General features: G+C 64.1%; 26 protein-coding genes. 18 read left to right on the top strand and 8 right to left on the bottom strand.

The window, feature by feature from the left end:
* The first annotated feature begins 228 nt into the window (after positions 1–228).
* The 6 genes from EAG14_RS09470 to adk all read left to right on the top strand — a co-directional run bounded on the left by EAG14_RS09470 (position 229) and on the right by adk (position 4,331).
* Positions 229–861 carry a MotA/TolQ/ExbB proton channel family protein gene (locus EAG14_RS09470; protein WP_099655610.1) on the top strand — a complete coding sequence of 211 codons (633 nt, stop codon included), beginning with the start codon at positions 229–231 and terminating at the stop codon, positions 859–861.
* A gap of 85 nt (positions 862–946) precedes the next feature.
* A complete protein-coding gene (locus EAG14_RS09465) occupies positions 947–1,321 on the top strand; it encodes an ExbD/TolR family protein (protein ID WP_371414408.1) in 375 nt (124 codons plus the stop codon).
* A gap of 5 nt (positions 1,322–1,326) precedes the next feature.
* A complete protein-coding gene (gene lpxK, locus EAG14_RS09460) occupies positions 1,327–2,442 on the top strand; it encodes a tetraacyldisaccharide 4'-kinase (protein ID WP_121728691.1) in 1,116 nt (371 codons plus the stop codon).
* Positions 2,443–2,474: 32 nt separating this feature from the next.
* Entirely contained in the window at positions 2,475–2,657 is a 183-nt protein-coding gene (locus EAG14_RS09455; protein ID WP_099741260.1) for a Trm112 family protein, read from the top strand.
* 14 nt (positions 2,658–2,671) lie between these two features.
* On the top strand, positions 2,672–3,511 hold the full coding sequence (kdsB, locus tag EAG14_RS09450; RefSeq protein WP_121728690.1) for a 3-deoxy-manno-octulosonate cytidylyltransferase: 840 nt from the start codon (positions 2,672–2,674) through the stop codon (positions 3,509–3,511).
* Positions 3,512–3,674: 163 nt separating this feature from the next.
* Entirely contained in the window at positions 3,675–4,331 is a 657-nt protein-coding gene (gene adk / locus EAG14_RS09445; protein ID WP_099655614.1) for an adenylate kinase, read from the top strand.
* A 143-nt stretch (positions 4,332–4,474) separates the two neighbouring features.
* On the opposite strand, the gene EAG14_RS09440 is transcribed toward adk, so the two are convergent.
* Positions 4,475–5,446: an asparaginase gene (locus EAG14_RS09440; protein ID WP_240456979.1), complete on the bottom strand. Its 972-nt coding sequence runs from the start codon at positions 5,444–5,446 to the stop codon at positions 4,475–4,477.
* Positions 5,447–5,533: 87 nt separating this feature from the next.
* Between EAG14_RS09440 and lexA the strand changes: the two genes are divergently transcribed.
* On the top strand, positions 5,534–6,208 hold the full coding sequence (lexA, locus tag EAG14_RS09435) for a transcriptional repressor LexA (protein WP_099655616.1): 675 nt from the start codon (positions 5,534–5,536) through the stop codon (positions 6,206–6,208).
* A 734-nt stretch (positions 6,209–6,942) separates the two neighbouring features.
* Positions 6,943–7,950 (top strand): D-2-hydroxyacid dehydrogenase family protein, encoded by a 1,008-nt coding sequence (locus tag EAG14_RS09430; RefSeq protein WP_121728688.1) that lies wholly within the window; start codon positions 6,943–6,945, stop codon positions 7,948–7,950.
* 115 nt (positions 7,951–8,065) lie between these two features.
* On the opposite strand, the gene EAG14_RS09425 is transcribed toward EAG14_RS09430, so the two are convergent.
* From EAG14_RS09425 to EAG14_RS09410, 4 genes are all read right to left on the bottom strand, one after another.
* Complete coding sequence (locus EAG14_RS09425) at positions 8,066–9,196, bottom strand: branched-chain amino acid ABC transporter substrate-binding protein (protein ID WP_099741266.1); 1,131 nt, start codon at positions 9,194–9,196, stop codon at positions 8,066–8,068.
* A 131-nt stretch (positions 9,197–9,327) separates the two neighbouring features.
* The gene (locus EAG14_RS09420) at positions 9,328–9,528 is read right to left on the bottom strand and encodes a hypothetical protein (RefSeq protein WP_121730392.1); all 201 of its coding nucleotides are present in this window, start codon (positions 9,526–9,528) and stop codon (positions 9,328–9,330) included.
* Positions 9,529–9,990: 462 nt separating this feature from the next.
* The gene (locus tag EAG14_RS09415; protein WP_099655621.1) at positions 9,991–10,425 is read right to left on the bottom strand and encodes a DNA polymerase III subunit chi; all 435 of its coding nucleotides are present in this window, start codon (positions 10,423–10,425) and stop codon (positions 9,991–9,993) included.
* Between the two features lie 4 nt (positions 10,426–10,429).
* Positions 10,430–11,947, bottom strand: a complete 1,518-nt coding sequence (locus EAG14_RS09410) for a leucyl aminopeptidase (RefSeq protein WP_121728687.1) — start codon at positions 11,945–11,947, stop codon at positions 10,430–10,432.
* A 23-nt stretch (positions 11,948–11,970) separates the two neighbouring features.
* Here EAG14_RS09410 and lptF point away from each other — a divergent pair, with 23 nt between their 5' ends.
* The 6 genes from lptF to EAG14_RS09380 all read left to right on the top strand — a co-directional run bounded on the left by lptF (position 11,971) and on the right by EAG14_RS09380 (position 17,303).
* The gene (lptF, locus tag EAG14_RS09405; RefSeq protein ID WP_099741268.1) at positions 11,971–13,065 is read left to right on the top strand and encodes an LPS export ABC transporter permease LptF; all 1,095 of its coding nucleotides are present in this window, start codon (positions 11,971–11,973) and stop codon (positions 13,063–13,065) included.
* Positions 13,062–14,174: an LPS export ABC transporter permease LptG gene (lptG, locus tag EAG14_RS09400; protein WP_099743438.1), complete on the top strand. Its 1,113-nt coding sequence runs from the start codon at positions 13,062–13,064 to the stop codon at positions 14,172–14,174. The genes lptF and lptG overlap by 4 nt, the downstream gene beginning before the upstream one ends.
* A 23-nt stretch (positions 14,175–14,197) precedes the next feature.
* Positions 14,198–14,578, top strand: coding sequence for a sirohydrochlorin chelatase (locus tag EAG14_RS09395; RefSeq protein WP_121728686.1), 381 nt, complete (start codon positions 14,198–14,200; stop codon positions 14,576–14,578).
* Positions 14,579–14,699: 121 nt separating this feature from the next.
* Positions 14,700–15,641, top strand: coding sequence for a CysB family HTH-type transcriptional regulator (locus EAG14_RS09390; protein ID WP_056165626.1), 942 nt, complete (start codon positions 14,700–14,702; stop codon positions 15,639–15,641).
* A 68-nt stretch (positions 15,642–15,709) separates the two neighbouring features.
* Positions 15,710–16,876 (top strand): pyridoxal phosphate-dependent aminotransferase, encoded by a 1,167-nt coding sequence (locus tag EAG14_RS09385; protein WP_121728685.1) that lies wholly within the window; start codon positions 15,710–15,712, stop codon positions 16,874–16,876.
* A gap of 10 nt (positions 16,877–16,886) precedes the next feature.
* Positions 16,887–17,303, top strand: a complete 417-nt coding sequence (locus EAG14_RS09380; RefSeq protein WP_121728684.1) for a hypothetical protein — start codon at positions 16,887–16,889, stop codon at positions 17,301–17,303.
* Between the two features lie 116 nt (positions 17,304–17,419).
* Here EAG14_RS09380 and EAG14_RS09375 read toward each other — a convergent pair whose 3' ends face one another.
* From EAG14_RS09375 to EAG14_RS09365, 3 genes are all read right to left on the bottom strand, one after another.
* Positions 17,420–18,337, bottom strand: a complete 918-nt coding sequence (locus EAG14_RS09375) for a DMT family transporter (RefSeq protein WP_121728683.1) — start codon at positions 18,335–18,337, stop codon at positions 17,420–17,422.
* Between the two features lie 106 nt (positions 18,338–18,443).
* Complete coding sequence (locus EAG14_RS09370) at positions 18,444–19,391, bottom strand: LysR family transcriptional regulator (protein ID WP_121728682.1); 948 nt, start codon at positions 19,389–19,391, stop codon at positions 18,444–18,446.
* Positions 19,392–19,479: 88 nt separating this feature from the next.
* Complete coding sequence (locus EAG14_RS09365) at positions 19,480–20,454, bottom strand: quinone oxidoreductase (RefSeq protein WP_371414416.1); 975 nt, start codon at positions 20,452–20,454, stop codon at positions 19,480–19,482.
* A 485-nt stretch (positions 20,455–20,939) separates the two neighbouring features.
* On the opposite strand from EAG14_RS09365, the gene kdpF reads away from it, so the two are divergent.
* From kdpF to kdpC, 4 genes are read left to right on the top strand one after another with little or no spacing between them, the layout of a single operon-like run.
* Positions 20,940–21,038, top strand: a complete 99-nt coding sequence (kdpF, locus tag EAG14_RS09360) for a K(+)-transporting ATPase subunit F (protein WP_233205375.1) — start codon at positions 20,940–20,942, stop codon at positions 21,036–21,038.
* Complete coding sequence (gene kdpA / locus EAG14_RS09355; RefSeq protein ID WP_121728681.1) at positions 21,035–22,828, top strand: potassium-transporting ATPase subunit KdpA; 1,794 nt, start codon at positions 21,035–21,037, stop codon at positions 22,826–22,828. Before kdpF ends, kdpA begins: the two co-directional genes overlap by 4 nt.
* A gap of 28 nt (positions 22,829–22,856) precedes the next feature.
* Positions 22,857–24,923: a potassium-transporting ATPase subunit KdpB gene (kdpB, locus tag EAG14_RS09350; protein WP_121728680.1), complete on the top strand. Its 2,067-nt coding sequence runs from the start codon at positions 22,857–22,859 to the stop codon at positions 24,921–24,923.
* 51 nt (positions 24,924–24,974) lie between these two features.
* The gene (gene kdpC, locus EAG14_RS09345; RefSeq protein WP_121728679.1) at positions 24,975–25,592 is read left to right on the top strand and encodes a potassium-transporting ATPase subunit KdpC; all 618 of its coding nucleotides are present in this window, start codon (positions 24,975–24,977) and stop codon (positions 25,590–25,592) included.
* The last annotated feature ends 9 nt before the right edge of the window (positions 25,593–25,601 follow it).

Genomic DNA, 25,601 nt, shown 5'->3' with positions numbered 1-25,601 from the left:
TGTTTTATATGGATTTTTTGCTGTGCAATTTTTCATCAATCTGTTACAACGCCCATTTGGCGCCGCTTTGGCGGGGATACCCACCCGCTTACCCACAAAGTTATCCACAGATTTTGTGGGCGAGGCCTGCGCACCGAAGGCGGCGATTTCTCGTAACGGTTTGTGACCTCAAAGCGCCAGCCGCCTGGGCCATAATTGCCGACTGACTTCACCTGAGCGGAGAGAGAATTGCTGTCCATCATACAAGCCGCAGGCTGGCCCATTTGGCCCCTCATTGCCTGTTCTGTCCTGGCTCTGGCCTTGATTTGCGAGCGCTTTGTTTCCTTGAAAACAGCCCGCATCGCCCCCCCCAAACTGCTGGACGAGGCCATCACCGTGTCCTCCCGCTCGCTACCCACCCCGGACGTCGTCAACCAGTTGGCCCAAAGTTCGGCCCTGGGTGAGGTGCTGGCCTCGGGCCTGCGTGCGCTCAATGCCAACCCCCAGTGCAGCGAAACCGACCTGCGCGCCACCATGGAGGGCAGCGGCCGGGCCGTGGCCCACCGCCTGGAGAAGTACCTGAGCGCGCTGGCCACCATTGCCTCGGCCGCCCCGCTGCTGGGCCTGCTGGGCACCGTGATCGGGATGATCGAGATCTTTGGCTCGCAAGGCGGCAACACGGGCGCCCTGGGAGGCGGCAACCCCGCCCAACTGGCCCAGGGTATCTCCATCGCCCTGTACAACACCGCGTTTGGCCTGATCGTGGCCATCCCGGCGCTGATCTTCTGGCGCTACTTCCGCGGCCGGGTCGATGCCTACCTGCTCACGCTCGAATTGGCGTCTGAGCAGTTTGTGCGCCACATCCTGCGCCACCGCAAGTAAGCAAACAGGCGGCCCAGCGTATGCCCATGAACTTCCGCCCCGAGCGAAGGATGAGCCGGAAATCAACCTGATTCCGTTCATCGACGTGCTGCTGGTGATCCTCATCTTTTTGATGCTGACCACCACCTACAGCAAGTTCACCGAACTCAAGCTCACCCTGCCAGTGGCCGATGCCGAGCAGCAACGCGACCACCCCAAGGAGGTCATCGTTGCCGTGGCAGCCGATGGCCGCTACGCCGTCAACAAGGGCGGTGTGGAGGGCAAGAGCGTGGACGCTGTGGCCCAGGCCCTGCGCGGCGCCGCCAGCGCAGGCAAAGACAGCGTCGTCATCATCAGTGCCGATGCCATGGCGCCCCACCAGTCGGTGGTGACCGTGATGGAAGCGGCCCGGCGCGTGGGCCTGACACAAATCACCTTCGCGACCCAATCCACCGCTGGCGCGCGCGCAAGCAACCGCTGAGCGGCATGGCAACCCCCACGCCGCAGCCGCCTTCCTCGGCCTCGCGGCCCGGGGGTGTGCAGCCAAACGCTCTCCCCCCAAAAATCAGTGGCACCCATGGCTGGCCCGCCCTGTGGCAGCGCCGCAGTGCGCTGAGCTGGGCCCTGTGGCCCGTGTCTCAGCTGTACCGCGCGCTCATGGCGACCCGTGCCGCGCTGTACCAAACCGGCCTGCTGCACTCCGAGCACCCTGGGCGGCCAGTGATCGTCGTGGGCAATGTGGTGGCCGGGGGCTCGGGCAAAACGCCGGTGGTGATGGCGCTGGTCCAACACCTGCAAAGCCAGGGCCTGCGCCCTGGCGTTGTCTCCCGCGGCTATGGCCGCACCACCCAGGGCTGCCTGGCGGTTTTGCCCACCTCGGCGGCCAGCGAGGTGGGTGACGAGCCCTTGCTGATCGCACAGCAGTGCCGCGTGCCGGTGTACGTCGCCAGCAAGCGCACCCTGGCGGCGCGCACCCTGCTGGCACAGCACCCCGAGGTGGACGTGCTGGTCTGCGACGATGGCCTGCAGCACTTGGCGCTGCAGCGCGATCTGGAAATTTGCGTCTTCAACCCCCACGGCACAGGCAACGGCTTTTTGCTGCCCGCAGGCCCCCTGCGCGAGCCTTGGCCCCGGCGGGTGGACTGGGTGCTTTACACGGGTGATGCGCCGCCACCCAGCCTCGCCAGGGCACCAGCCACTGGTGGCACTTTTGGGCTGCAACGCCACCTTGCCAGTTACGCCGTGGCGGCCGATGGGCGCCAGGTACCTTTGAACACGCTGCAGGGCCAACCTGTGCACGCAGTGGCTGCCATCGGCCAGCCGGGCCTGTTCTTTGGCATGCTGAGATCCGCAGGACTGACATTGGCCACCCAGGAAGCCCTGCCAGACCACTATGATTTTGATAGCTGGCAGCGCTTATCCGATCAGCCCGAGGTGCTTGTTTGCACTGAAAAAGACGCTATCAAGCTGTGGAAACAGCACCCCGACGCCCTGGCCGTGCCCTTGCAGATCACGCTGGACGATGGCTTTCTTCGCCAATTGAAGGAACGGCTGGCCAGCCTGGCTTCGCCGCTATCATCCCCCGACCCTTTCGCGCGCTGAGCGCGCCGCTTTTTCAGATTGAACACGCCGCCATGGACCCCAAACTGCTTGAACTGCTGGTATGCCCCGTCACCAAAGGCCCCCTGACGTTTGACCGGGAGAACCAAGAGCTGGTTTCTCGCAGCGCGCGCTTGGCCTACCCCGTGCGCGATGGCATTCCGGTGCTGCTGGAAAACGAAGCCCGCACCCTGAGCGACGAGGAGCTGGAGGCATGAGCGACGGGCCAGCGATGCAAGGCCTCTCGCCCAGCTCCGCTGCGATCAGCAGCGCCCCATTCACCGTGCTGATCCCCGCCCGACTGGCGTCTTCACGGCTGCCCAACAAGCCGCTGGCCGACATTGCCGGGACACCCATGGTGGTGCGCGTGGCCCAGCGCGCCCAGCAAAGCCAGGCCCAGCGCGTGGTGGTGGCGGCGGACGATACCCTCATCCTGCAAGCTTGCCAACAGCATGGCATCGAGGCCGTGCTGACCGACAAACACCATGCAAGCGGCAGCGACCGCTTGGCACAGGCCTGCGAGCAACTGGGTTTGCAAGGTGACGACATCGTCGTCAACGTGCAGGGCGATGAGCCGTTGATAGACCCGGCCCTGATCAACGCCGTGGCGGGCCTGCTGGCCACACAAGCCCAGGCCAGCATGGGCACAGCAGCCCACCCCATCGCATCGAGGGACGACTACCTGAACCCCAACGTGGTCAAGGTCGTGCTCGATGCCCAGGGCTTGGCCCACTATTTCAGCCGCGCGCCCATTCCGTGGTCGCGAGACCATTCGGACATCGCCTGGTGGGATGCCGCCACCCCAAGCCCCGTGGCCCACAGCGCCGCAGGTTTTTCGCCGCTGCGCCATGTCGGCATCTACAGCTACCGTGCGGGCTTTCTGCGGCAGTTTCCCCAATTGCCCGTCGCCCCCACCGAGACCGTGGAGGCCCTGGAGCAACTGCGCGCGCTGTGGCATGGGCACCGCATCGCCGTGCACATTGCGGCCACAGCGCCCGGCCCAGGGGTGGACACACCGGAAGATTTGGCAAAAGTCCGCACATTGCTGGCCCCTGCCGTCCCCCATCGCTGAGCAGGCTGCACACCGGGAAAACACAGTCGCCAAAGCAGCGGCAGCGTAAGGCTGTACCAAGCTGTCACATGCTATCCTTGCCCGCAACGAGAGCACGGCATCCCGGGCGGACTTTCACGCCCCCGCCAGCCCTGCCGCACGATTTCTAACCTTGAGGACCTCCATGAGACTGATTCTGTTGGGCGCGCCTGGCGCCGGAAAGGGCACGCAAGCCACCTTCATCTGCCAGAAGTACGGCATTCCTCAAATCTCCACCGGAGACATGCTGCGCGCCGCCGTCAAGGCCGGCACGCCCCTGGGTCTGCAAGCCGATGCAGTGATGAAGGCCGGCGCACTGGTCAGCGACGAGCTGATCATCAATCTGGTCAAAGAGCGCATCGCCCAGCCCGACTGCGCCAAAGGTTTCCTGTTCGACGGATTCCCCCGCACCATTCCCCAAGCCGATGCCATGAAGGCTGCTGGCGTCAAGCTGGATTACGTGCTCGAAATCGACGTGCCTTTCGAAGCCATCGTGGAGCGCATGAGCGGCCGCCGCTCGCACCCTGCCAGTGGCCGCACCTACCACGTCAAGTTCAACCCACCCAAGGTGGAAGGCAAGGACGATGTGACGGGTGAAGATCTGATCCAGCGCGACGACGACAAGGAAGAAACCGTCAAGAAGCGCCTGCAGGTCTACAGCGACCAGACACGCCCCTTGGTGGATTACTACAGCAACTGGGCACAACAAGAGCCCACGCAGGCCCCCAAGTACCGCGCCATCAGCGGCACGGGCACAGTGGATGAGATCACCGCCCGCGCATTTGAAGCGCTGAGCCACTGACCTTTGAGGGGCGCCTGCCCCGATCCATTCCGGCGGCAAACCGCCCAGAAAAAACCCCTTGCCGTAGCACTGCAGCAAGGGGTTTTTTCTATGCCCGGCAGCCCCGTCCACAGGTCAGCCCGAAAGGGGGCAGCAGTGCCAGATCACACAGCCTGCGCCACATTGCGTGACATCAGGTCCAACATCAGCTGAATCCGCGCCTTGATGGGAGACAGCCCCGCTGCTCCGGCAAAGTCGCCTGCGGGCCCCACCAACGTGTGCCCTTGCCCGCACCGGGTAGCGGTCACCACGCAAACGCCCTGCTGCTGCGCGCGCAGCAAAGCCTCCTTCAGCGCATGGTGGATGGAGCCATTGCCCGTAGCGGCGATCACCAGGCCCTGCACACGCGCCTGCACCAAGGCATCCACTACGCGACCGTTGGCGCCCGCCCCACTGCACACCACCTCCACCCAGGGCCAGTCTGCAGCGGCAGGCATCCTGTGCAGCAATGCAGCATGGGCGCCCCGACACCCTGCACCGGGCTCCCGCGCCCAACGCACTTGCCCCTCCTCCACCCACCCGCACGGCCCCGCCTCGCCGGACGTGAAAGCGTCCACACGGTAAGGAAATGCCTTGTGAACCTGCTTTGCGGAATGCACGACGCCCGCAGCCACAGCTAACACACCGCCAACGCCGGGATGGATCACAACGGCGACAGCATCCAGCAAGTTCTGTGGCCCGTCAGGCGTCAAGGAACTGGCCGGCCGCATCGCACTGACCAGAACAACGGGCTTGGAAGCGTCCAACACCGCACTCAAAAACCACGCCGTCTCTTCCAGCGTGTCGGTGCCGTGGGTGATCACCACCCCTTTCACCTGGGGGTCTGATAACACCTGCTGGCAGCGCAGCGCCAACGCACGCCACACCTCCCAGTCCATGTCTTTGCTGTCGATCTGGGCAATTTGCTCAGATTCCAAAACATGCCCTTGCAGCGCCTTGCCCAGCCCCGGCACGCCTTGCAGCAAGTCCGCGACACCCACCTCCGCCGCTTTGTAACCCACGTTGTCCTCCGCACTCGCGGCCTTTCCGGCAATCGTGCCGCCCGTCCCCAAAACGACGATTTTTTGCGTACTCACTTGCGCACTCCAAAAAACTGGTGAAAAATACAGGTACTGGATTAAAAAACAGTAACCCTAAACCCTCAGCAAGCCGCAGACACAGTCATGTTCGACAACCCCAAACTCACGGCCCGGCAACAACAGATTCTGGACTTGATCCAGACCGCCATCGCACGCACAGGGGCCCCCCCTACCCGTGCAGAGATCGCCACAGAGCTGGGTTTCAAGTCGGCCAATGCGGCAGAAGAACACCTGCAGGCCCTTGCGCGCAAAGGCGTCATCGAGTTGGTCAGCGGCACGTCGCGTGGCATTCGGCTGCGCAGCGACACGGTTCGTGCCATCAATGCCGCCAGAGGGCAGCACTTTGCGGCACCGCTGCAGCAAGTGTCTCAGCTCTTCCTGCCGCTGATTGGGCGCGTGGCTGCTGGCTCCCCCATTCTCGCGCAGGAACATGTGGACCAAACCTACTGCGTGGAAAACAGCCTCTTTCAGCACAAGCCAGATTACCTCCTCAAGGTGCGAGGCATGTCCATGCGCGACGCAGGCATCATGGACGGGGACCTGCTGGCAGTGCAGGCCACCAAAGAGGCTCGCAATGGCCAAATTGTGGTGGCCCGCCTGGGCGACGAAGTCACCGTCAAACGGCTCAAACGCACCGCCAAGGGGGTTGAGCTTTTGCCCGAGAACCCCGACTACCCTGTCATTACCGTGCAGCCTGGGGAGGCCTTTGAAATCGAGGGATTGGCCGTGGGCCTCATCAGAAACACGATGCTGATGTAAACCCAACACCAGATGCGCAACCCCTCAGGTGGCGGGCGTTTGACGAGGTAGCCACACCTTGTCAGCCCTGGGGGACGCTGTGTTTTTGAAATCCTGCCTATGTTCATCCACCGATCTTCGGAGTATTCACATGGGAATTGGATCTTTGACTCTCTCCTCGTTCGCCTCGCCCCTGCAAGTGCTTTCACGCTGGCTCGCACCCAGGGTACTTGGTCAAGCCCAACTTGGCGGTGAGGTCGTTGCAGGCAACGCGGCCCTGGGCAGCAAGCAAGCCAACCCATGCAAGTTTGCCCAAGGCTTGGTGCTTGAAACGCCTGCACCACAGGCTCAGCGCCCAGACCACCCCAAGGCCCATGCTCCAGCCCGAAGTGCATGCTTGGCAGCCGAGACAAAGCTGGCGCATCGCCCACTGCCCCACAGCACCCATTCAATGCGTCGCCCCCCTGCGCGGCAGGTGCTGCGGGTTGTGCACTCGTCCTGCAACAACGGCTTCGACAAGTTGTTTATTTCGGGCCGAATGGCCGATGTGTGTGCAGAGCTGGACAGGCTTGCAGCGCGAGAGACCTTGGCCTGACAGCTGTGAGCCTTTTTCCGATCTCGCAGGGGACCGTAAACAAACCCTTGATTAATCGAAGACATCAAACTGCCGCACCACACATCGCGTTGCATTTATCTGCGCCATCGTTTGTTCACCGCGCTACCTGAGGGCCGCGCGGGCAAGGCACAATATCGGGATGAATATTGTGATTTTGGACGATTACCAAGACGCAGTGCGCAAGCTCCATTGCGCCACCCGACTAGACGCCTACACCGCCAAGGTCTACACCAACACTATCAAGGGGTTAGGCCAGTTGTCGGTGCGTCTGCGTGATGCAGACATCATCGTGCTGGTGCGCGAGCGAACGCAAATCACCCGCCAGTTGGTTGAAAAGCTGCCTCGACTCAAACTGATTGCGCAAACTGGCAAAGTGGGCAGCCATATCGATGTGGCTGCCTGTACGGAGCGCGGAATTGCAGTGGCAGAAGGCGTGGGCTCTCCAGTAGCCCCCGCCGAGTTGACTTGGGCACTGGTGATGGCAGCCTCTCGCCGCCTTCCTCAATACATCGCCAACCTCAAGCATGGCGCTTGGCAGCAGTCAGGACTCAAAAACGCGTCCATGCCCCCCAACTTTGGCATTGGAACGGTGCTGAGGGGCAAAACGCTGGGCATTTGGGGCTATGGACGCATAGGGCAATTGGTGGCGGGGTATGGCCGCGCATTTGGCATGAATGTGCGCATCTGGGGCAGAGAGGCCTCAAGAGCCCAGGCGCTAACCGATGGCTACCAGATCGCAACCACCCGCGAGGAGTTCTTCTCTCAGTGCGATGTCATCTCCCTGCACTTGCGGCTGAATGAAGAGACACGCAGTATTGTTTCTTTGGAAGATTTGTCCTGCATGAAGCCGACGGCACTGCTGGTCAACACGTCCCGAGCCGAGTTGATTGAACCTGACGCACTGATTGCTGCGCTCAATCGCGGACGGCCCGGCATGGCCGCAGTGGATGTTTTCGAAAGCGAGCCCATCCTGCAAGGGCATGCGCTCTTGCGGCTGGAAAACTGCATCTGCACGCCCCACATTGGGTACGTGGAACAGGACAGCTATGAGTTGTACTTCGGTGCAGCCTTTGACAATGTAGTGAACTTCATCAAAGGCACGCCCACCAACATTGTGAACCCTGGGTCACTGCAAGTGCGCCGCTAAGGGCGGGAACCCGCCCCCCGGCCCAGGACTTTTCGCGCCATTCTGGCTAAAAAACAAAGGCCCCCTGCTTGTTTCAAGCAGGGGGCCTTTGCGCATCAGAAGCTACTGAACGGATTTAGTTCAGAGGCGTCTTCTTGCCATCCTTGTACACGTACAAGGTGATGGCAGGGTTCTTCATTTCGCCATTGGGTTCAAACTGGATCGTGGATGTCACGCCCTTGAAGTTGGACTTCAGCAATTCTGGGGTGTAGACCTTAGGATCGACCGAGTTGGCACGCTTCATTGCATCCACCAGCAAGAACGTCGCGTCGTAGGTGTAAGGGCTGTAAACCTGGAATTGGTTAGGGTACTTGGCATCGTACTTGGCCTTCCAGGCCTTGCCGCCAGGCATCTTGTCCAGCGATGCGCCGCCTTCAGCGCAGATCACGTTGGCCAAAGTCTTAGCGCCTGCTGCGAGCTTGGCAATTTCAGAAGTGCACACGCCGTCGCCGCCGAAGTACTTCACATTGCCCATGCCCAACTGCTCCATCTGGCGCAGCATGGGGCCGGCTTGTGGGTCCATACCGCCGAAGAAGATGGCATCAGGGTTCTTGGACTTGATGGCGGTCAGGATGGCCATGAAGTCGGTCGCCTTGTCAGTCGTGAACTGTTCGTCCACCACCTTCATGCCCTTGGCTGCGGCTGTCTTCTTGAACACATCAGCCACGCCTTGGCCGTAAGCCGTACGGTCATCCACGATCGCAACGGTCTTCAGCTTCAGGGTGTCGATGGCGTAGAAAGCCAAACCGGAACCCAACGCATTGTCATTGGCGATGATACGGAAGGTGGTCTTGTAGCCTGGCTTTGTCAGGTTGGGGTTGGTCGCAGCGCCCGTGACGTGGGGGATACCGCAGTCGTTGTAAACCTTCGATGCGGGAATCGTCGTACCGGAGTTCAAATGGCCCACAACGCCAGCAACCTTGGCATCGCACAGTTTTTGTGCAGCGGCTGTCCCTTGCTTTGGATCAGCAGCGTCATCTTCCGCCTGAAGCTCAAACTTGATCTTCTTACCGCCGATGGTGACACCTTGGGCGTTCAACTCTTCAATGGCCATGCGAGCGCCATTTTCGTTGTCCTTGCCGTAGTGAGCCTGCGCGCCAGAAACAGGAGCCACGTGACCGATCTTGACCACCTGCTCTTGTGCAGAGGCCACGCCGGCAACAGCTGCGATAGCAGCAACCACGGTCAGTTTCAACTTCAATTGCATATCAATCTCCAGTAAAGATAAACGCTGAGAATTTTTCTTGTGTCTCAACGCAGTGGAACATATCGCAATTTACAGGCCAGCCCATTAGGGAACACGATTAAATGCAGGGGAAACCACAGGGGAATACCCTGTCATCCTTGAGGTACGTCAGGGTGTGCGCTCGCCAGTTCGTCTGCCACGGCTTCATAGACCGCGTGGCGCACCACGGACTCAATCTCTTCGCGCAAGCGTGGCAGCACCGATCTGGTTTGCTCCTGCACCACCGTGGCGATGGCCTCACGCAACCGCTGGTCCAGCACCACATCCACACGCTGCATCACCCGATGAACCATGTACTCCTCGGTTCCTTCAGGCAACGATCTGGCGGGCGGACGAACATCAGCGCGGGCTTCTTTGGCAACGGCCATTGGGGCTGGGGAAGCCACCGCTGGACTGGAGGAGCCTAAGGCACCCGCGCCCACTCCTGCAGCAGATACCGGGGCCAGGGCCGTCGCAGCAGAACGCGCAGCGGCGCCTACAGCGCCCCCTTTTCCGTCCCCCGAAATACCCCGAGCAGGCAGGCTTGGCGGCACAGGGAGCGCCTGAGCAGAAACAGCACCTGTCGCGCCCCCTCTCACCAACGAAGTGCCCGAAACCTTCTCCGTAACCACCGGAGTGGAGGGAGCCACCGAAGCAGGCGGAGGTTTCGGCACCGATGTAGGGGCTGCGACACTTTGCCCTGATGGGGTTTGCACCACTTCGGTGAGTGTCGGGACAAAACGCGGGGGGACTCTGGGAGGTGCTGTAGACATTCTTCACCCCCCCTTCAACACCAAATCGTGCCGAACAATCGCGTAGCCACGCGCCGCGTAGTGCTTCCATCGCAGCCGCGCTTGGCCCCGGTCTTGTTCGTCCGTGGAACTCACCACCTCAATGAGCCGAGAAAACCGCTCAAACGCAGCAGGCACTTGAGCCCCCAAATTGAGCAACACGTCCTGGTGCGGTGTTGCGCCCAACTCAGCAGACAACACGACTGGAGATACCGCCAACTGGTCCTCATCGGCATCGTCGAAGCAGTGCGCAACAAAGTCCTGCGGCGACACCGACCAAAGCATGCGATCCAGGTCCACCAAAACAGGTTTGGGTGCCAAGATCACCAGTTGGGCCCCCGCCCGCTGGGCCTTGCGCGCAAAGCGGCACGCATAGGCCAGTTTGTCTGGCGCATTGAAGTGAAAGGCGATCTCTGTCATTGGCTCAGCTGGCGGCCGATGCACGCTTTACAGGCTTGGCGCGGGGTTTGGCTGCAGGTTTTTTTGCGACTTCTTTAGCAGCTGCTGCGGCCTGCGTCAGCAGGTACTGAAACAACAAGCCCACAGGACGCCCGGTAGAGCCCTTGGCCGCACCCCCCTTCCAAGCGGTGCCCGCAATGTCCAGGTGCGCCCAGGGGATGTCCCCCACAAATTTTTGCAAGAACTTGGCAGCCGTAATAGAGCCACCAGCCCGCCCAGCCACATTGCCCATGTCAGCAAAATTGCTCTTGAGTCCATCGGCATAGTCATCGTCCAGGGGCATGCGCCAGCACAGGTCCAGCGACACATCACCCGCCTGCTGCAAAGCCAGGGCCAAGTCATCGCGGTTGGCATACAGGCCGCTGCGGACGCCACCCAGGGCAATCACGCAGGCGCCAGTCAGGGTGGCAATGTCAATCAGCGCCGCGGGCTTAAAGCGCGCCGCGTACGTCAGCGCATCACACAACACCAAGCGCCCTTCGGCGTCGGTGTTCAAGATCTCGATGGTCTGGCCGCTCATGCTGGTGACCACATCGCCCGGTTTTACGGCGCGGCCGTCGGGCATGTTCTCGCACGCAGGGATCAAGCCCACCACATTCAATGCGGGCTGCAGCTCAGCCAGGGCCTTGAATACGCCCAGCACACTGGCAGCGCCACACATATCGAACTTCATCTCGTCCATCTCGCCTGCAGGCTTGATGGAGATGCCGCCGGTGTCGAAGGTGATCCCTTTGCCCACCAGCACCACGGCCGGGGTGTCTTTGGCTGCACCACGGTAGTGCAATTCAATGAACCGCAGGGGCTGCTCCGCCCCCTGGGCCACGGCCATGAACGCGCCCATGCCCAGCTTTGCCACTTCGGCAGGACCATGCACCTTGCATTGGATGCGAGGCTGCTTGGCCAGCGATTTGGCGGCCTCGGCCAACATCGTCGGCGTGGCATGGTTCGCAGGCCTGTTGCCCCATTCACGGGCAAACTCAACACCGGCAACCAACGCCACTCCTTCATCAAACTCTGACCGGACCTTGATGACATCAAACACCCCCACCACGCAACGCACCAAAGCCCGCGCTTCTGCTTTGGACTTGGTGGTGGTGTAAACATAGCTGGCCTCGGCCACGGCCTGGACCAGGGCGCTGACAGCGGGACCCGACAATGCAGCGGAAGACACCACAGCCATGCGCTTGACCTGCGGCCCCTTGAGCAGGGCAGACAGCGACAGCACCGCTTGGCGAACAGCACGCGCAGACCCATCACCCGCCCCCAGCAACACCACACGCCGGGCAACGGCTGCAGGCGCGTTGTAGCACTGCAGCACTTTGCCCAGCTTGGCACTGAAGTCACCTTGCTTGATGGCTTGCCCTGCCAAGGCCGACAGCGGGTCCTTGCCAGCCTTGAACTCCTCAGTCACCAAAACAGCCAACAAGTCGCATTTTTCGCTTGCGGCGGCATCCAAATCCAGTTTCTTCAGATCAAAGTTCATAATCGGTGTTTTCCTTCGAGCCAATGTTATTCGATTCATCTATTCGCAAGGAGCTGGCGCGCAGCTTCGGCGCGACGCTGGTGGTGCTGGTCACCGTGGTCATGACCATGATGCTGATCCGCACCCTGGGACAAGCCTCACGTGGCAGCGTCAATCCTTCTGACGTCATGCTCGTGATGGGGTTTACCGTGCTCGGTCAACTGCCCATCATTCTCAGCCTGAGCCTGTTTGTTGCGGTGGTCAGCACACTCTCCAGAATGTACCGTGAGAGCGAGATGGTCATCTGGTTTGCCAGTGGCCGTGGGCTGGTCAGCCTGCTGCCGCCTCTGCTGCGCTTTGCCTGGCCCGTCATGGCCGTCATCGCCGTGCTATCGCTGGCAGTCTGGCCCTGGTCCAACACCCAGATCCAGGAACTGAAAACCCGCTACGAACAGCGCAGCGACATTGACCGCATTGCCCCCGGCGAATTCCAGGAGTCGGCTAACGGTAGTAGGGTGTTCTTCATTGACAAAGACGCACCCGACACCCAGGCTGGCAACAACATCTTCATCGCTACGTCGGTAGGCGACAAGGAATCCGTGACCAGCGCACACAGTGCGCGCATGGAAATCAAGGGCGAGGACCGTATCGCCATCTTGATCAACGGCCAACGACTGGAATCCACGCGAGACAAGGCGGGCCTCAAAGTCAGCGAATTTGAAGAATATTCCACCCGCATTGGCTCTGCACCGCCGGGCGCTGTGGAAGAGTTCTCCGTCAAGACCCGCTCCACCCCAGCCTTGTTAGCCCAGCCGGTGCCCGCCAACTTGGCAGAACTGGGATGGCGCGCAGGCCTGGCGCTGGCTGCGCTCAATTTTGTGGTGCTTGGCCTGGCGCTGGCCAGCGCTAACCCCCGAGCTGCGCGCAGCACCAGCATGGTGCTGGCGCTCTTCGCATTCATCATCTACTACAACCTCATGACATTGGGTCAAAGCTGGATTGGCTCCGGCCGCATGGGGCTGGTCGGGTTCATGGTGCTGCTGCACGGTGGCACGCTGGCCGTAGGCCTGCTGCTGCTGGCCATCCGGCACAACCAGTGGACGCCTAGCCGCCTGTGGGCACCAAGGAGCCCTGCGTGAACACCTTACGCCGCCTCATTCACCGCGAAGCTGTTTTTGCGGTCACCTTCGTGACCATCGGCTTTTTGGCGCTGTTCTTCTTTTTTGACCTGGTGGACGAACTGCGCTGGATTGGGCGCACGGGGGAAAACGGCTACCAGCTGTCGCACGCCCTGCTGTTTGTGACGCTCAGCATCCCCAGCCATCTCTACGAACTGCTGCCCATCACGGTGCTCATTGGCACCATCTTTGTGATGGCGCGCCTAGCGCAAAGCTCGGAGTTCACCATCATGCGCACCAGCGGCATGGGCCCTTGGCTGGCCCTGCGCACCCTGCTCACCTTGGGTGGTTTTTTTGTGCTGGTCACGTTTGCCGTGGGCGACTACCTGGCTCCACTGACCGACAAGGCCGCCCAACTGATCAAGGTACGCCACCTGGGCAAGCTCAGCGCTGGCGCCACAGGGGCCTGGCTCAAGGAAAAGCAGGACAACCACTCCTACGCCGTCAACGTGCGCGCCATTGGCCCAGACAGTGGCTTGGTCGATGTGCGGATCTTTGAGTTCGACGAACAAGGCCGCATCGCCTCACAAACCCATGCAGCGACAGGGCAGGTCAGCACGGGCCAGTCAGGTGCCTGGAACCTGAGCGATGTACAGCGCAGCGTTTTCTTCCAGCGCGGCGACACCGAAGCCCGTGTAGAACACCAGAAATTGCCCGAGTGGCAATGGAGCACCCATATCAGCGCAGACATGGTGGCCGCCTCCCTGCTCAAGCCAGACCGCATGGCCACGTTCGACCTGTTCCAGTACATCCGCCACCTCGACAGCAACGGGCAATCGGCACAGAGGTACGAGATCGAGTTCTGGCGCAAAGTTTTTTACCCCCTCAGTTGCCTGGTTATGGTGGTGCTGGCACTGCCCTTCGCCTATTTGCACTTTCGCTCCGGCGGTATTGCGGGTTACGTGTTTGGCGGGGTGATGGCCGGCATCAGCTTCTTCCTGCTCAACAACGTGTTCGGCTATGCGGGCAACCTGCAAAACTGGTCGCCCTGGCTCACTGCTGCGGCGCCCGGCCTCATTTACTCATTGCTGTCACTGGCCGCTTTTGGGTGGCTTGTGCTCCGGCGTTAGCGCGGCTTATCTCTTTGGCAGCCATGACAACCTCCTCATCCGCCGTCGTGCTTTTCTCACACGGCTCTCGCGATCCTCTGTGGCGCGCCCCCCTGGAGGCCGTTGCTACCCACATCCAGGCCGCACAGCCCCACCGCCCTGTGGCGTGCGCCTACTTGGAGCTTTGTGAGCCCAACCTCGGCCAAGTGGTGCAAACCCTGGTGGACAAAGGTGCCGCCGCCATCACCGTGGTCCCCATGTTTTTAGGCACTGGCAAACACGCCCGTGAGGACTTGCCCCTGTTGGTAGGCGAACTTCGCACCCAGCACCCCGGTATCACCTTTCATGTGCAACAAGCCATCGGCGAAGACACCCGCATGACCGCGCTGATGGCCCACATTGCATGCGAAACCCCGGCCACCTGAACCAGCAAGCCAGCCCGCCCGACCACTCCAGGCGGGTTCTGCAAAGTGGCTGATACGGTGGCAAAGCCTATTCTTTAGACGAATGCAGCATAATGATGAAAATCTTTAGTCTTCATCAGATATGAACCTGCACCAATTCCGCTTCGTTCAAGAGGCTGCACGCCGTAACCTCAATCTGACCGAAGCCGCCAAGGCCCTGCACACCTCCCAGCCCGGTGTCTCCAAGGCCATCATCGAGCTGGAAGAAGAATTGGGCGTGGACATCTTCGCGCGCCACGGCAAGCGCCTCAAGCGCATCACCGAGCCGGGCCAGCACGTGCTCAAGAGCATCGAAGTCATCATGCGCGAGGTAGGCAACCTCAAGCGCATCGGCGAGCAGTTCAGCGCGCAGGACAGCGGCACGCTCAGTATCGCCACCACCCACACCCAGGCCCGCTACGTGCTGCCGGTGCCGGTGGCCCGCCTGCGCGAGGCCTACCCCAAGGTCAACATCAGCCTGCACCAGGCCACGCCGCACGAAGTGGCCCGCATGATCATCGACGAGGTGGCCGAGATCGGCATGGCCACCGAGTCCCTGGCGGACTACCCAGAACTGGTCACCCTGCCCTGCTACGAATGGCAGCACGTGCTGGTGGTGCCCACCGACCACCCGCTGGCGCAAAAGGAGCGCATCGGCCTCGATGACCTGGCCCATGAAGCCCTGATCACCTACCACCCCTCGTTCACCGGCCGCGGCAAGATCGACCACGCCTTTGCCGCCCGCAAGCTGCAGCCGCGCATCGTGCTCGAAGCCATCGACTCGGACGTGATCAAGACCTATGTGCGCCTGGGCCTGGGCATCGGCATCGTGGCCGAGATGGCGATGCGCGACGATCCGCTGGGCGACCTGGTGGTTCGCCCCGTGGGCCACCTGTTCGGCCAGAGCGTGGCGCGCGTGGCCTTCAAGCGCGGCGCCTACCTGCGCAACTTCGTCTACAAGTTTGCCGAGCTGCTCAGCGACCGCCTGAGCCGCGAACTCATCGCCCGCGCGATGACCGGCCATGTCAACGACTACGAGCTGTGACTCCGGGCCAACCCCAGAGACGTCCCTGACCCAATCCAAGCTTTTCACGCCTTCCACGCTGCTGCGCCATGACCCAAGCCACCGCCCGCACACCCGCCTTCCCCAGCAAGCTGCCCAACGTGGGCACCACCATCTTCACCGTGATGTCGGCACTGGCCGCAGAGCACCAGGCCGTCAACCTGGGCCAGGGCTTTCCCGACTTTGAATGCGCCCCCGAGCTGGTGAACGCCGTCACGGCGGCCATGCAGGCCGGGCACAACCAGTACCCGCCCATGCCCGGGGTGCCGGTGCTGCGCGAAGCCGTGGCCCGCAAGATCGAAGCGCTGCATGGCCGCGCCTACAACCCCAACACAGAGATCACCATCACGGCCGGCGCCACGCAGGCCATCATCACCGCCATCCTGGCCGTCGTGCACCCGGGCGACGAAGTCATCGTGCTCGACCCCTGCTACGACAGCTACGTGCCCAACATCGAGCTGGCGGGCGGCAAGGCGGTGCGCGTGCCGCTCACGCCCGGCACCTTCCGCCCCGACTTCGGCAAGATCAGCGCGGCCATCACGCCGCGCACCCGCGCCATCCTCATCAACAGCCCGCACAACCCCAGCGCCACCATCTGGACGGCCGAGGAGATGCGCCAGCTCGAGGACCTGCTCGCGCCCACCGACATCCTGCTCATCAGCGACGAGGTGTACGAGCACATGGTGTTCGACGGCGCCGAGCACCAGAGCGCCGCGCGCTTTCCGGGCCTGGCGGCGCGTGCTTTCATCGTGTCGAGCTTTGGCAAGACCTTCCACGTCACCGGCTGGAAGGTCGGCACCGTGGCGGCCCCTGCAGCGCTGACGGCCGAATTCCGCAAGGTGCACCAGTTCAACGTGTTCACCGTGAACACGCCCATGCAGCACGGCCTGGCCGCCTACCTGCAAGACCCGGCGCCTTACCTGCAGCTGCCCGCGTTCTACCAGGCCAAGCGCGACCTGTTCCGCCAGGGCCTGGCGGACTCGCGCCTGAAGCTGCTGCCCAGCACCGGCAGCTACTTCCAGTGCGTGGACATCTCGGCCGTGAGCAATTTGAACGAATCGGACTTCTGCCAGTGGCTCACCCGCGAAGTGGGCGTGGCGGCGATTCCGTTGTCGGCGTTCTACGGCGACGGATTCGACCAGCGCGTGGTGCGTTTCTGTTTCGCCAAGAAGGACGACACGCTGCGCGCCGCGCTGGAGCGGCTGCGCAAGTTGTGAGACGCGGACCGTGGCTGCACTGAATTTCTCGGCTCCGAGCATCGTCGCGCCGACGCCATCCAACAAGCTGTTGCCGTTTGAAAAGGCGCTGCTCGATGCCACGGCTGCCGCACTGCCCCCGGCGGACGGCCGCTTGCTGGCGCAGCAGGTGCTCTGCATCAACAACATCCGCCGCGTGTCGGACTGGAAGCAGATCGAGCTCTACAGCAAACGCTGGCTCTGGCACCGGTGGCCCGCGGACGTGCTGTTTGCCCGCAAGGAGAAGTTTCGCCTTGCCACCGTGTCGTGCCGGTTCGGCGTCAAAGACGCGCACGTCGAGGTCTGGGCGGTGGATGGCCATGTGTCTGCGCTCAGCGCCTCCACCGGCCTGAGCGGCCTGTCCATCGCCGGGCCGCTGAGCATCCTGGCGGTAGATCCGGGCAGTTAAAAACCCCTTATCTTCGATAAAAAAGGGCTGTACCGCGCTCCCACCGCGCGCTACCAGCTACCAAATAGATAGCAAACATCTGCACAACCCCGCAGGTGCTCCTACCTCCGCCCCCATCACCGGCTGGTCTGCCTTGCCATCCACACCCCGGTGGCCGCCAACGCCATCCCCGCCAGCGCCCAGCCGCTGAGTGTCTCGCCAAACACCGCCCAGGCCACCAACGCGGTCATGGGCGGGGTCAGGTAGAACAGACTGGCCACGTTCACTGCGCCGCCCCGGCGGATCAGCAAATTCAGCAAACTGACAGCGCCCAGTGACAGCACTAGCACCAGCCAGCCCAGCGCGAACAGGAACTCGCCGCTCCACTGCACCGCCATGGTTTCCGTCGCGTACGCCAGCACGGCCATGGCCACCACGCACGGCAGGTACTGGATGACCGAGCCGGTGCGCAAATCGAACGCAGGGCAAAAGCGCTTTTGGTACAGCGTGCCGGCCGTGATTCCCAGCAGCGCCAACACGGCCGGCAGCAGCATGCCCACCAGCGCGCCGCCCGGCACCGTGGCCACCTTGCCGGCCACCACCAGCGCCACGCCGGTAAACCCCAGAGCCAGGCCCGCCCACTGCGCGGGCCGCACCTTCTCGCCCAGCAAGGCGCCCGCCACCAGCGCGGTCAACAGCGGCTGCAGCCCCACCACCAGCGCCGTGATGCCCGACGGCAGCCCGTGGCCGATGGCGATGAAGACGCCGCCCAGGTACACCCCATGCACCAGCAGGCCCGACACGCCGATGTGCAGCCACGCCCTGCCCGACGGCGGCCAGGGAGCCCGCACCAGCGTCACCACCGCCAGCATCAGCACGGCGACGATCGCGAAACGAATGGCCAGAAAGGTGAGCGGCTCCACATACGGCAACCCCAGCTTGGCGCCGATGAAGCCGGTGCTCCACAGCGCGACGAAGAGCAAGGGCATGAACGCGTCGAGCGTGCCCGGCGTGGCGGTGGGGTGCTGCTGGGGCTGGGGCGTTGCCTGGGTCATGGAATGTCAATGAAAGAAAAAGCACAGGGCGGCGTCTGCGCACCATGCAGGAAAACAAAGTCGGCAACGCCAAGCCAGCCGTCAAGCCGCGAAGCCGCACCGCCATTCACCGCGGCGCATCCACGGCAGCCTGCGCCAGGGCCTTGCCCGCCCGCGCCGCAAACCAGGCCACCACCCAGGTGCGAAAAGCCGCCATCGCCGCCGTGCTGAACCGGGCCGAGGGCCGCACCAGGTAGATCCCCGCATCGGCATTGAGCTGCCACTGCGGCAGCACATGCACCAGCTGGCCCGATGCGATGCCGGGGTTGATCAGCCAGTCGCCACCCGCCAGGATGCCAACGCCCACCAGGGCGGCCGCCAGCAGCGCCTCATTGTCGTTGCTGACCACCGATCCGCGCACCACCACGCTGTGGCTCGCGCCTGCCTGCGTCAACTGCCACTCGGGGTACGACTGCAGGCCGGTGAAGCCCAGGCAATTGTGCTGCGCCAGGTCTGCGGGCAGCTGCGGGGTGCCGTGCTTTGCCAAGTAGGCCGGCGCCGCCGCCATGATGCGGCGGTGGCTGCACAGCCGCGTGGCCACCAGCCGGCTGTCGGCCAGCTGGCCGATGCGGATCGCGGCGTCAAAGCGCTCGCCCACGATGTCTACCAGCCGGTCGGCGTACTCCAGCTCCAGCGTGACCTGCGGATGGGCCAGCGCAAATTCGGCCACCATCGGGCTGAGCAGGCGCCGCCCCATGGCGGCAGGCACCGACACGCGCAGCCGCCCGCGCACCTGCGCTGCACCGTCGGCCGCTTCCTTCTCGGCCTGTGCGATCAAATCCGTCGCCTCGCGCACCTTCTCTACCAGGCGCTGGCCGGCGTCCGTCAGGTGCAGTTGGCGCGTGGTGCGCTCGACCAGCCTCACGCCCAGGCGGCGCTCCAGCGCGTTCAGGCGCTTGGACAGCACCGAGGGGTGACGCTGCAGCGCGCGGCCCGCCGCCGCAAACGAACCCGCGTCGCTCAGGGCAAGAAGGGTGGCCAGTTCATCGGCGTGCTGGCTGTCGAGCAGGTCCATCGGGTGTCAAAAGCGCCATGGGGAAGCAAAGAGGTGAAGAACCCGTTCAAGATCTTTGCAGGGTCCCCGAAAAGATCTTGAACAGGTTCTAAGGAGCCAGGATGATCGCACCTTGCGAGCGCCCCTGCTCCAGGTCGGCATGTGCCATAGCCACATCGGCCAGCGCGTAGCGGCGCCAGATGCGCGGCGTGATGATGCCGGCCGCCACGGCCCGCAGCACGTCCTGGGCGCGCTGCTGGTACTCCGCCGCCGTGGCCGTGTGCGCGGCCAGCGAGGGGCGCGTGAGGAACAGCGAGCCCTTGGCATTGAGCGTGCCCACCGCGATGGGCGCAGGCACACCCGAAGTGGCGCCGAAGGACACCAGCAGGCCGCGCGGACGCAAGCTGTCGAGCGATGCCTCCAGCGTGGCCCGACCGATGGGGTCGTACACCACGTCGGCCCCGCTGCCGTGGGTGGCCTCGCGCACCTGGCCCGCCAGCGTGGCGGGGTCGAACACGAACACCGCGTCGCAGCCCGCCGCCCGGGCACGCTCCACGCTTTCGGGCTTGGATACGACGCCCATCACAAAGGCCCCCAGGTGCCGCGCCCAGGCACACATCAGCTGGCCCAGCGCGCCGCCTGCCCCGTAGATCAGCACCTTCGAGCCCGGGACGACGGGATACGTCGTCTTGAGCAGATACTGCGCCGTGATGCCCTTGAAGAGCACCGCCGCCGCCTCGTCCAACCCCAGCGCATCCGGCAGCCTGACCAGCCGCTCGGCCGGGAACAAGCGCGCGCTGGCATAGGCGCCCACCGGCCCGGTGGCGTAGCCCACACGGTCGCCCACCGCCACATTCGCCACCCCCGGCCCCACGGCCACCACGTGCCCAGCGCCCTCCAGCCCCAGGCCGGACGGGAACGCGATGGGCACCGCGCCCTTGCGCTGGCTCACGTCCAGCGGGTTCACGCCGATGGCTGCCTGCGCGAGCCACACCTGGCCGGGGCCGGGCACTTCGGGCTCCGCCACCTCCAGCCGCAGGGCGTCCGGCTCGCCGGCGGCATCGATCCGCACTCTCTGGTGCATTGGGGGCATGGGTTTTTCCTTGTCGTTGGGTTCCATGCCGCAAGCGTAATTTCCGGTGCCGCGCTGAACAATCCGGGCGGGTGCATTTGACCCGTGCATGCGGTGCAGCAACCGCAGCCGGGGTGAGCGTGCGGTCTGCGGCGCCAGCCACTCTCGCGCCGAGCACCATTTCTGCATAAAAATTGCCCCTACCGCTTGATCAGCAAGCGCCAGAAGCTACATTTTTAATAGCAAACACTCACAACGACCCGTAGCCCCGCCCAGCCGCCGAACCCTCCGTCTTGATACGTTCTTGATAACCCGCCCTGCACTCTTGCGGGCATCTTGATGCGCCGATTCCTAGCATCGGTGGCATGCCGCAAGGCTTTCAAGGAGAAGGACATGGACTGGATTTTTATGGTGGCTGGCGGCCTGCTGTGGCTCGCGGTCTACGGGCTTGCCCGGGGCTGTGCCCGGCTGCAGGCGCGCGGCCAGGGGGGGCGGTCATGATGACGAGCGGCTGGATGATCCTCGCGGCCGTGCTGGCCGTGGCGCTGCTGGTGTATCTGGTCGCAGTGCTGCTGCGCCCGGAGGACTTTTCATGAGCACCGGTGCCTGGCTTCAACTGGCAGTGTTCATGGCACTGCTGCTCGCACTGGCATGGCCCCTGGCCCGTGCCATCGATGCGGTGATGAGCGGCCGCTTCGCGCTCGGGCGCAGGTTGGAATCGCCGCTGTTCAAGCTGGCAGGCGTGAACCCTGCGCAGGACAGCGGCTGGCTGCGCTATGCGCTCGGCCTGCTGCTGTTCAACGGCCTGGGCCTGCTGGCGGTGTATGCGCTGCAGCGCCTGCAGGGCGTGTTGCCGCTCAACCCTCAGGGCATGGACGCGATCACGCCGGACTCGGCCTTCAACACCGCCATCAGCTTTGTCAGCAACACCAACTGGCAGGGCTACGGCGGCGAGAGCACCATGAGCTACCTCACGCAGATGCTCGCGCTCACGGTGCAGAACTTCCTGTCGGCCGCCACGGGCATCGCGGTGGTGGTGGCGCTGGTGCGCGGCTTCGCGCGGCATTCAGCCCAAGGGATCGGCAACGTCTGGGTCGACCTGACCCGCGCCACGCTGTGGGTGCTGCTGCCCCTGTCGCTGGTGCTGGCCGTCGTGTTTGCCGGCCAGGGCGTGATCCAGAACCTGTCGCCCTATAGCGAGGTGCACACGATCGAGCCCGTGAACTACGAGGCGCCGAAGGTCGACGCCGCAGGCCAGCCCGTGCTGGACGCCCAGGGCGCGGCCGTGACGGAGCCCGCCACCCAGGCCACGCAGACGCTGGCCATGGGCCCCGTGGCATCGCAGCTGGCGATCAAGATGCTGGGTACCAACGGTGGCGGTTTCTTCAACGCCAACTCGGCCCACCCGTTTGAGAACCCCACGGCCGCGAGCAACCTGCTGCAGATGCTGGCGATCTTCCTGATCCCCGCGGCGCTGTGCCTGGTGTTCGGCCGCATGGTCGGCGACGAGCGCCAGGGCTGGACCATCCTGGCCACCATGAGCCTTCTGTTCGTCGTGGCGGTGGTGGCCACCACCGCCTTCGAGCAGCAGGGCAACCCGCTGCTGGCGTCGCTGGGCGTGGACCAGGCGGCCAGCAGTCTGCAGGCGGGCGGCAACATGGAAGGCAAGGAGACGCGGTTTGGCATCGCCACCTCGGCGCTGTTCGCCGTCATCACCACGGCGGCCAGTTGCGGCGCGGTGATCGCCATGCACGACAGCTTCACGCCCCTGGGCGGCATGGTGCCGCTGGCGCTGATGCAGATGGGCGAGGTGGTGTTCGGCGGTGTCGGCTCGGGCCTGTACGGCATGCTGGTGTTCGCCATCATGGCGGTGTTCATCGCCGGGCTCATGATCGGCCGCACACCCGAATACCTGGGCAAGAAGATCGAGTCGCACGAGATGAAGCTCGTGTCCATCGCCATCCTCGTCACCCCGCTGCTGGTGCTGCTGGGCACCGCCGTGGCGGTGATGACCGAGGCCGGCCGCGCCGGCATCCCCAACCCCGGCGCCCACGGCTTCTCCGAAGTGCTGTACGCCCTGTCGTCCGCCGCCAACAACAACGGCAGCGCGTTTGCCGGGCTGTCTGCCAACACGCCGTTCTACAACACGCTGCTGGGCGTGGCCATGTGGCTCGGGCGCTTTGGCGTGATCGTGCCGGTGCTGGCCCTGGCCGGGTCGCTGGCAGCCAAGAAGCGCACCGCCGCCACCGACGGCACCCTGCCCACCCACGGCCCGCTCTTCGTGGCGCTGCTGGCCGGTGTGGTGCTGCTGGTGGGCCTCTTGAACTACGTGCCATCGCTGGCGCTGGGGCCCGTGGCCGAGCACCTGGCGCTGTGGGTTCGCTGAACGGATAACAAGAAAAAAGGAAATTGCCATGAGCCGCACAACATTGACCCTGTTCGACCCCGCCCTGGTACGCCCCGCGCTGCTGGAGGCTTTCAAGAAGCTGGACCCGCGCGTGCAATGGCGCAATCCGGTGATGTTCGTGGTGTATGTGGGCAGCGCCTTCACCACCGCGCTGGCGGCCAGCCAGCCGCAGGCCTTCACCGCCGCCGTGGCCCTGTGGCTGTGGGTCACGGTGCTGTTCGCCAACTTCGCAGAGGCCATGGCCGAGGGCCGCAGCAAGGCCCAGGCCGCGTCGCTGCGCGGCCTGAAGAAGCAGACCTGGGCCAAGAAGCTTGAGGGCCACTTCGACCGCACCACCCCGCGCACCGACATGACGTGGCTGCCGCTCGAAGCCGACAACCTGCGCAAGGGCGACATCGTGCTGGTGGAGGCCGGCGACACCGTGCCGGCCGACGGCGAGGTGATCGACGGCGTGGCCTCGGTGGACGAAAGCGCCATCACCGGCGAATCCGCCCCGGTGATCCGCGAATCGGGCGGCGACTTCAGCGCCGTGACCGGCGGCACCCGCGTGCTGTCCGACTGGATCGTGGTGCGCGTGGCCGTGAACCCGGGCGAGACCTTTGTCGACCGCATGATCGCCATGGTCGAGAACGCCAAGCGCCAGAAGACGCCCAACGAGATCGCGCTGACCATCCTGCTGGTGGCGCTGACCATCGTGTTCCTGGGCGTGGTGGCCACGCTGCTGCCGTTCTCCATCTTCGGCGTGGCGGCCACCGGCCAGGGCCAGCCCGTGGGCCTGGTGGTGCTGGTGGCGCTGCTGGTGTGCCTGATCCCCACAACCATCGCCGGTCTGCTCAGCGCCATCGGCGTGGCGGGCATGAGCCGCATGATGCAGGCCAACGTGATCGCCACCTCGGGCCGCGCGGTGGAGGCCGCGGGCGACGTGGACGTGCTGCTGCTGGACAAGACCGGCACCATCACCCTGGGCAACCGCCAGGCCAGCCAGTTCGTCTCGGCCCCCGGCGTGACCGATGCGGGCCTGGCCGATGCCGCCCAGCTCGCCTCGCTGGCCGACGAAACGCCCGAGGGACGCAGCATCGTGGTGCTGGCCAAGCAGAAGTTCAACCTGCGCGAGCGCGACATCGAAGCCCTGGGTGCGCAGTTCGTGCACTTCACCGCCCAGACCCGCATGAGCGGGGTGGACCTGCCCGGCCCACGCCTGCTGCGCAAGGGCGCGGCCGACGCCATCCGCAAGCATGTGGAGGCCCTGGGCGGGCGCTTCCCCACCGCCGTGCAGACCGCGGTGGACGACGTCTCGCGCCGCGGCAGCACGCCCCTGGTGGTGGCCGACGGCGCCCACGTGCTGGGTGTGGTGGAGCTCAAAGACGTGGTCAAGGGCGGCATCAAGGAGCGCTTTGCAGAACTGCGACGCATGGGCATCAAGACCGTGATGGTGACCGGCGACAACCGCCTGACGGCCGCCGCCATTGCCGCCGAGGCCGGTGTGGACGACTTCCTGGCCGAGGCCACGCCCGAAGCGAAACTGCAGCTCATCCGCAGCTACCAGGCCGCCGGGCAGCTGGTGGCCATGACCGGTGACGGCACCAACGACGCGCCCGCCCTGGCCCAGGCCGACGTGGCCGTGGCCATGAATACGGGCACCCAGGCCGCCAAGGAGGCCGGCAACATGGTGGACCTGGACAGCAACCCCACCAAGCTCATCGAGATTGTGGAGACCGGCAAGCAGATGCTGATGACACGCGGCTCGCTGACCACCTTCAGCATCGCCAACGACATCGCCAAGTACTTCGCCATCATCCCGGCGGCCTTCGTCACCACCTACCCGCAGCTGTCGGCGCTCAACTTCATGCAGCTGGCCAGCCCCAGCTCGGCCATTTTGTCGGCGGTGGTCTTCAACGCCCTGGTCATCGTGTTCCTGATCCCGCTGGCCTTGAAGGGCGTGGCCTACCGCGCCGTGGGTGCCGCCGCGCTGCTGCGCCGCAACCTGGCTATCTACGGGCTGGGAGGGGTGGTGGTGCCGTTCATCGGCATCAAGGCGATCGACATGGTGCTGGCTGCCGTCGGCCTAGCCTGAGCCCAGCCCCCTCCGAAGACACAGATCACAGAGTCATTGAAAGGAAAAAGTATGCCTATCCGTATCCCCCGCGACGACTTGCCCACCAACCCAGGCGGCCTGCTGCGCCCTGCCTTCACGCTGTTCGTTGTGCTGTCCATCGTCACCGGCCTGCTGTACCCGCTGGCCGTGACCGGTGTCGCACAAAAAGCCTTCCCGCACCAGGCCAACGGCAGCCTCATCACCCAGGGCGGCAAGGTGCGGGGCTCCGAGCTGATCGGTCAGTCGTTCACCGAGCCCGGCCACTTCTGGGGCCGCCCCTCGGCCACGGCGCCCATGCCGTACAACGCAGCAGCATCGGGCGGCTCCAACCTGGGCCCCACCAACCCGGCGCTGGCAGAGGCCGTCAAGGCCCGCATCGACGCCCTGCGCTCTGCCGACCCGGGCAACACCCGCCCCGTGCCGGTGGACCTGGTCACCACATCGGCCAGCGGGCTGGACCCACACATCAGCCCGGCAGCCGCCGCCTACCAGAGCGAACGCGTGGCCCGTGCCAGGGGCCTGCCCGTGGCGCAAGTGGAGACGCTGGTGCAGCGGCACACCGACACCCCTTGGCTGGGCCTGCTGGGTGAACCGCGTGTGAACGTTTTGGCCTTGAATCTGGCACTCGATTCGCTATCAAATAAATAGCTATCAGCG

The organism is Acidovorax sp. 1608163 (genome assembly GCF_003669015.1).
GTDB lineage: Bacteria > Pseudomonadota > Gammaproteobacteria > Burkholderiales > Burkholderiaceae_C > Acidovorax.
The sequence above is the reverse complement of the archived record's forward strand: the minus strand, read 5'-3'. Positions and strand labels throughout refer to the sequence as shown.

Bases quoted from the DNA above. Each gene is read 5' to 3' on its own strand.
- lpxK (WP_121728691.1), top strand. From the start codon at position 1,327: ATGGCAACCCCCACGCCGCAGCCGCCTTCCTCGGCCTCGCGGCCCGGG.
- EAG14_RS09455 (WP_099741260.1), top strand. From the start codon at position 2,475: ATGGACCCCAAACTGCTTGAACTGCTGGTATGCCCCGTCACCAAAGGC.
- kdsB (WP_121728690.1), top strand. From the start codon at position 2,672: ATGCAAGGCCTCTCGCCCAGCTCCGCTGCGATCAGCAGCGCCCCATTC.
- adk (WP_099655614.1), top strand. From the start codon at position 3,675: ATGAGACTGATTCTGTTGGGCGCGCCTGGCGCCGGAAAGGGCACGCAA.
- lexA (WP_099655616.1), top strand. From the start codon at position 5,534: ATGTTCGACAACCCCAAACTCACGGCCCGGCAACAACAGATTCTGGAC.
- EAG14_RS09430 (WP_121728688.1), top strand. From the start codon at position 6,943: ATGAATATTGTGATTTTGGACGATTACCAAGACGCAGTGCGCAAGCTC.
- EAG14_RS09425 (WP_099741266.1), bottom strand. From the start codon at position 9,196: ATGCAATTGAAGTTGAAACTGACCGTGGTTGCTGCTATCGCAGCTGTT.
- EAG14_RS09420 (WP_121730392.1), bottom strand. From the start codon at position 9,528: ATGGTTCATCGGGTGATGCAGCGTGTGGATGTGGTGCTGGACCAGCGG.
- EAG14_RS09415 (WP_099655621.1), bottom strand. From the start codon at position 10,425: ATGACAGAGATCGCCTTTCACTTCAATGCGCCAGACAAACTGGCCTAT.
- EAG14_RS09410 (WP_121728687.1), bottom strand. From the start codon at position 11,947: ATGAACTTTGATCTGAAGAAACTGGATTTGGATGCCGCCGCAAGCGAA.
- lptF (WP_099741268.1), top strand. From the start codon at position 11,971: ATGTTATTCGATTCATCTATTCGCAAGGAGCTGGCGCGCAGCTTCGGC.
- EAG14_RS09395 (WP_121728686.1), top strand. From the start codon at position 14,198: ATGACAACCTCCTCATCCGCCGTCGTGCTTTTCTCACACGGCTCTCGC.
- EAG14_RS09390 (WP_056165626.1), top strand. From the start codon at position 14,700: ATGAACCTGCACCAATTCCGCTTCGTTCAAGAGGCTGCACGCCGTAAC.
- EAG14_RS09385 (WP_121728685.1), top strand. From the start codon at position 15,710: ATGACCCAAGCCACCGCCCGCACACCCGCCTTCCCCAGCAAGCTGCCC.
- EAG14_RS09375 (WP_121728683.1), bottom strand. From the start codon at position 18,337: ATGACCCAGGCAACGCCCCAGCCCCAGCAGCACCCCACCGCCACGCCG.
- EAG14_RS09370 (WP_121728682.1), bottom strand. From the start codon at position 19,391: ATGGACCTGCTCGACAGCCAGCACGCCGATGAACTGGCCACCCTTCTT.
- EAG14_RS09365 (WP_371414416.1), bottom strand. From the start codon at position 20,454: ATGCACCAGAGAGTGCGGATCGATGCCGCCGGCGAGCCGGACGCCCTG.
- kdpF (WP_233205375.1), top strand. From the start codon at position 20,940: ATGATGACGAGCGGCTGGATGATCCTCGCGGCCGTGCTGGCCGTGGCG.
- kdpA (WP_121728681.1), top strand. From the start codon at position 21,035: ATGAGCACCGGTGCCTGGCTTCAACTGGCAGTGTTCATGGCACTGCTG.
- kdpB (WP_121728680.1), top strand. From the start codon at position 22,857: ATGAGCCGCACAACATTGACCCTGTTCGACCCCGCCCTGGTACGCCCC.
- kdpC (WP_121728679.1), top strand. From the start codon at position 24,975: ATGCCTATCCGTATCCCCCGCGACGACTTGCCCACCAACCCAGGCGGC.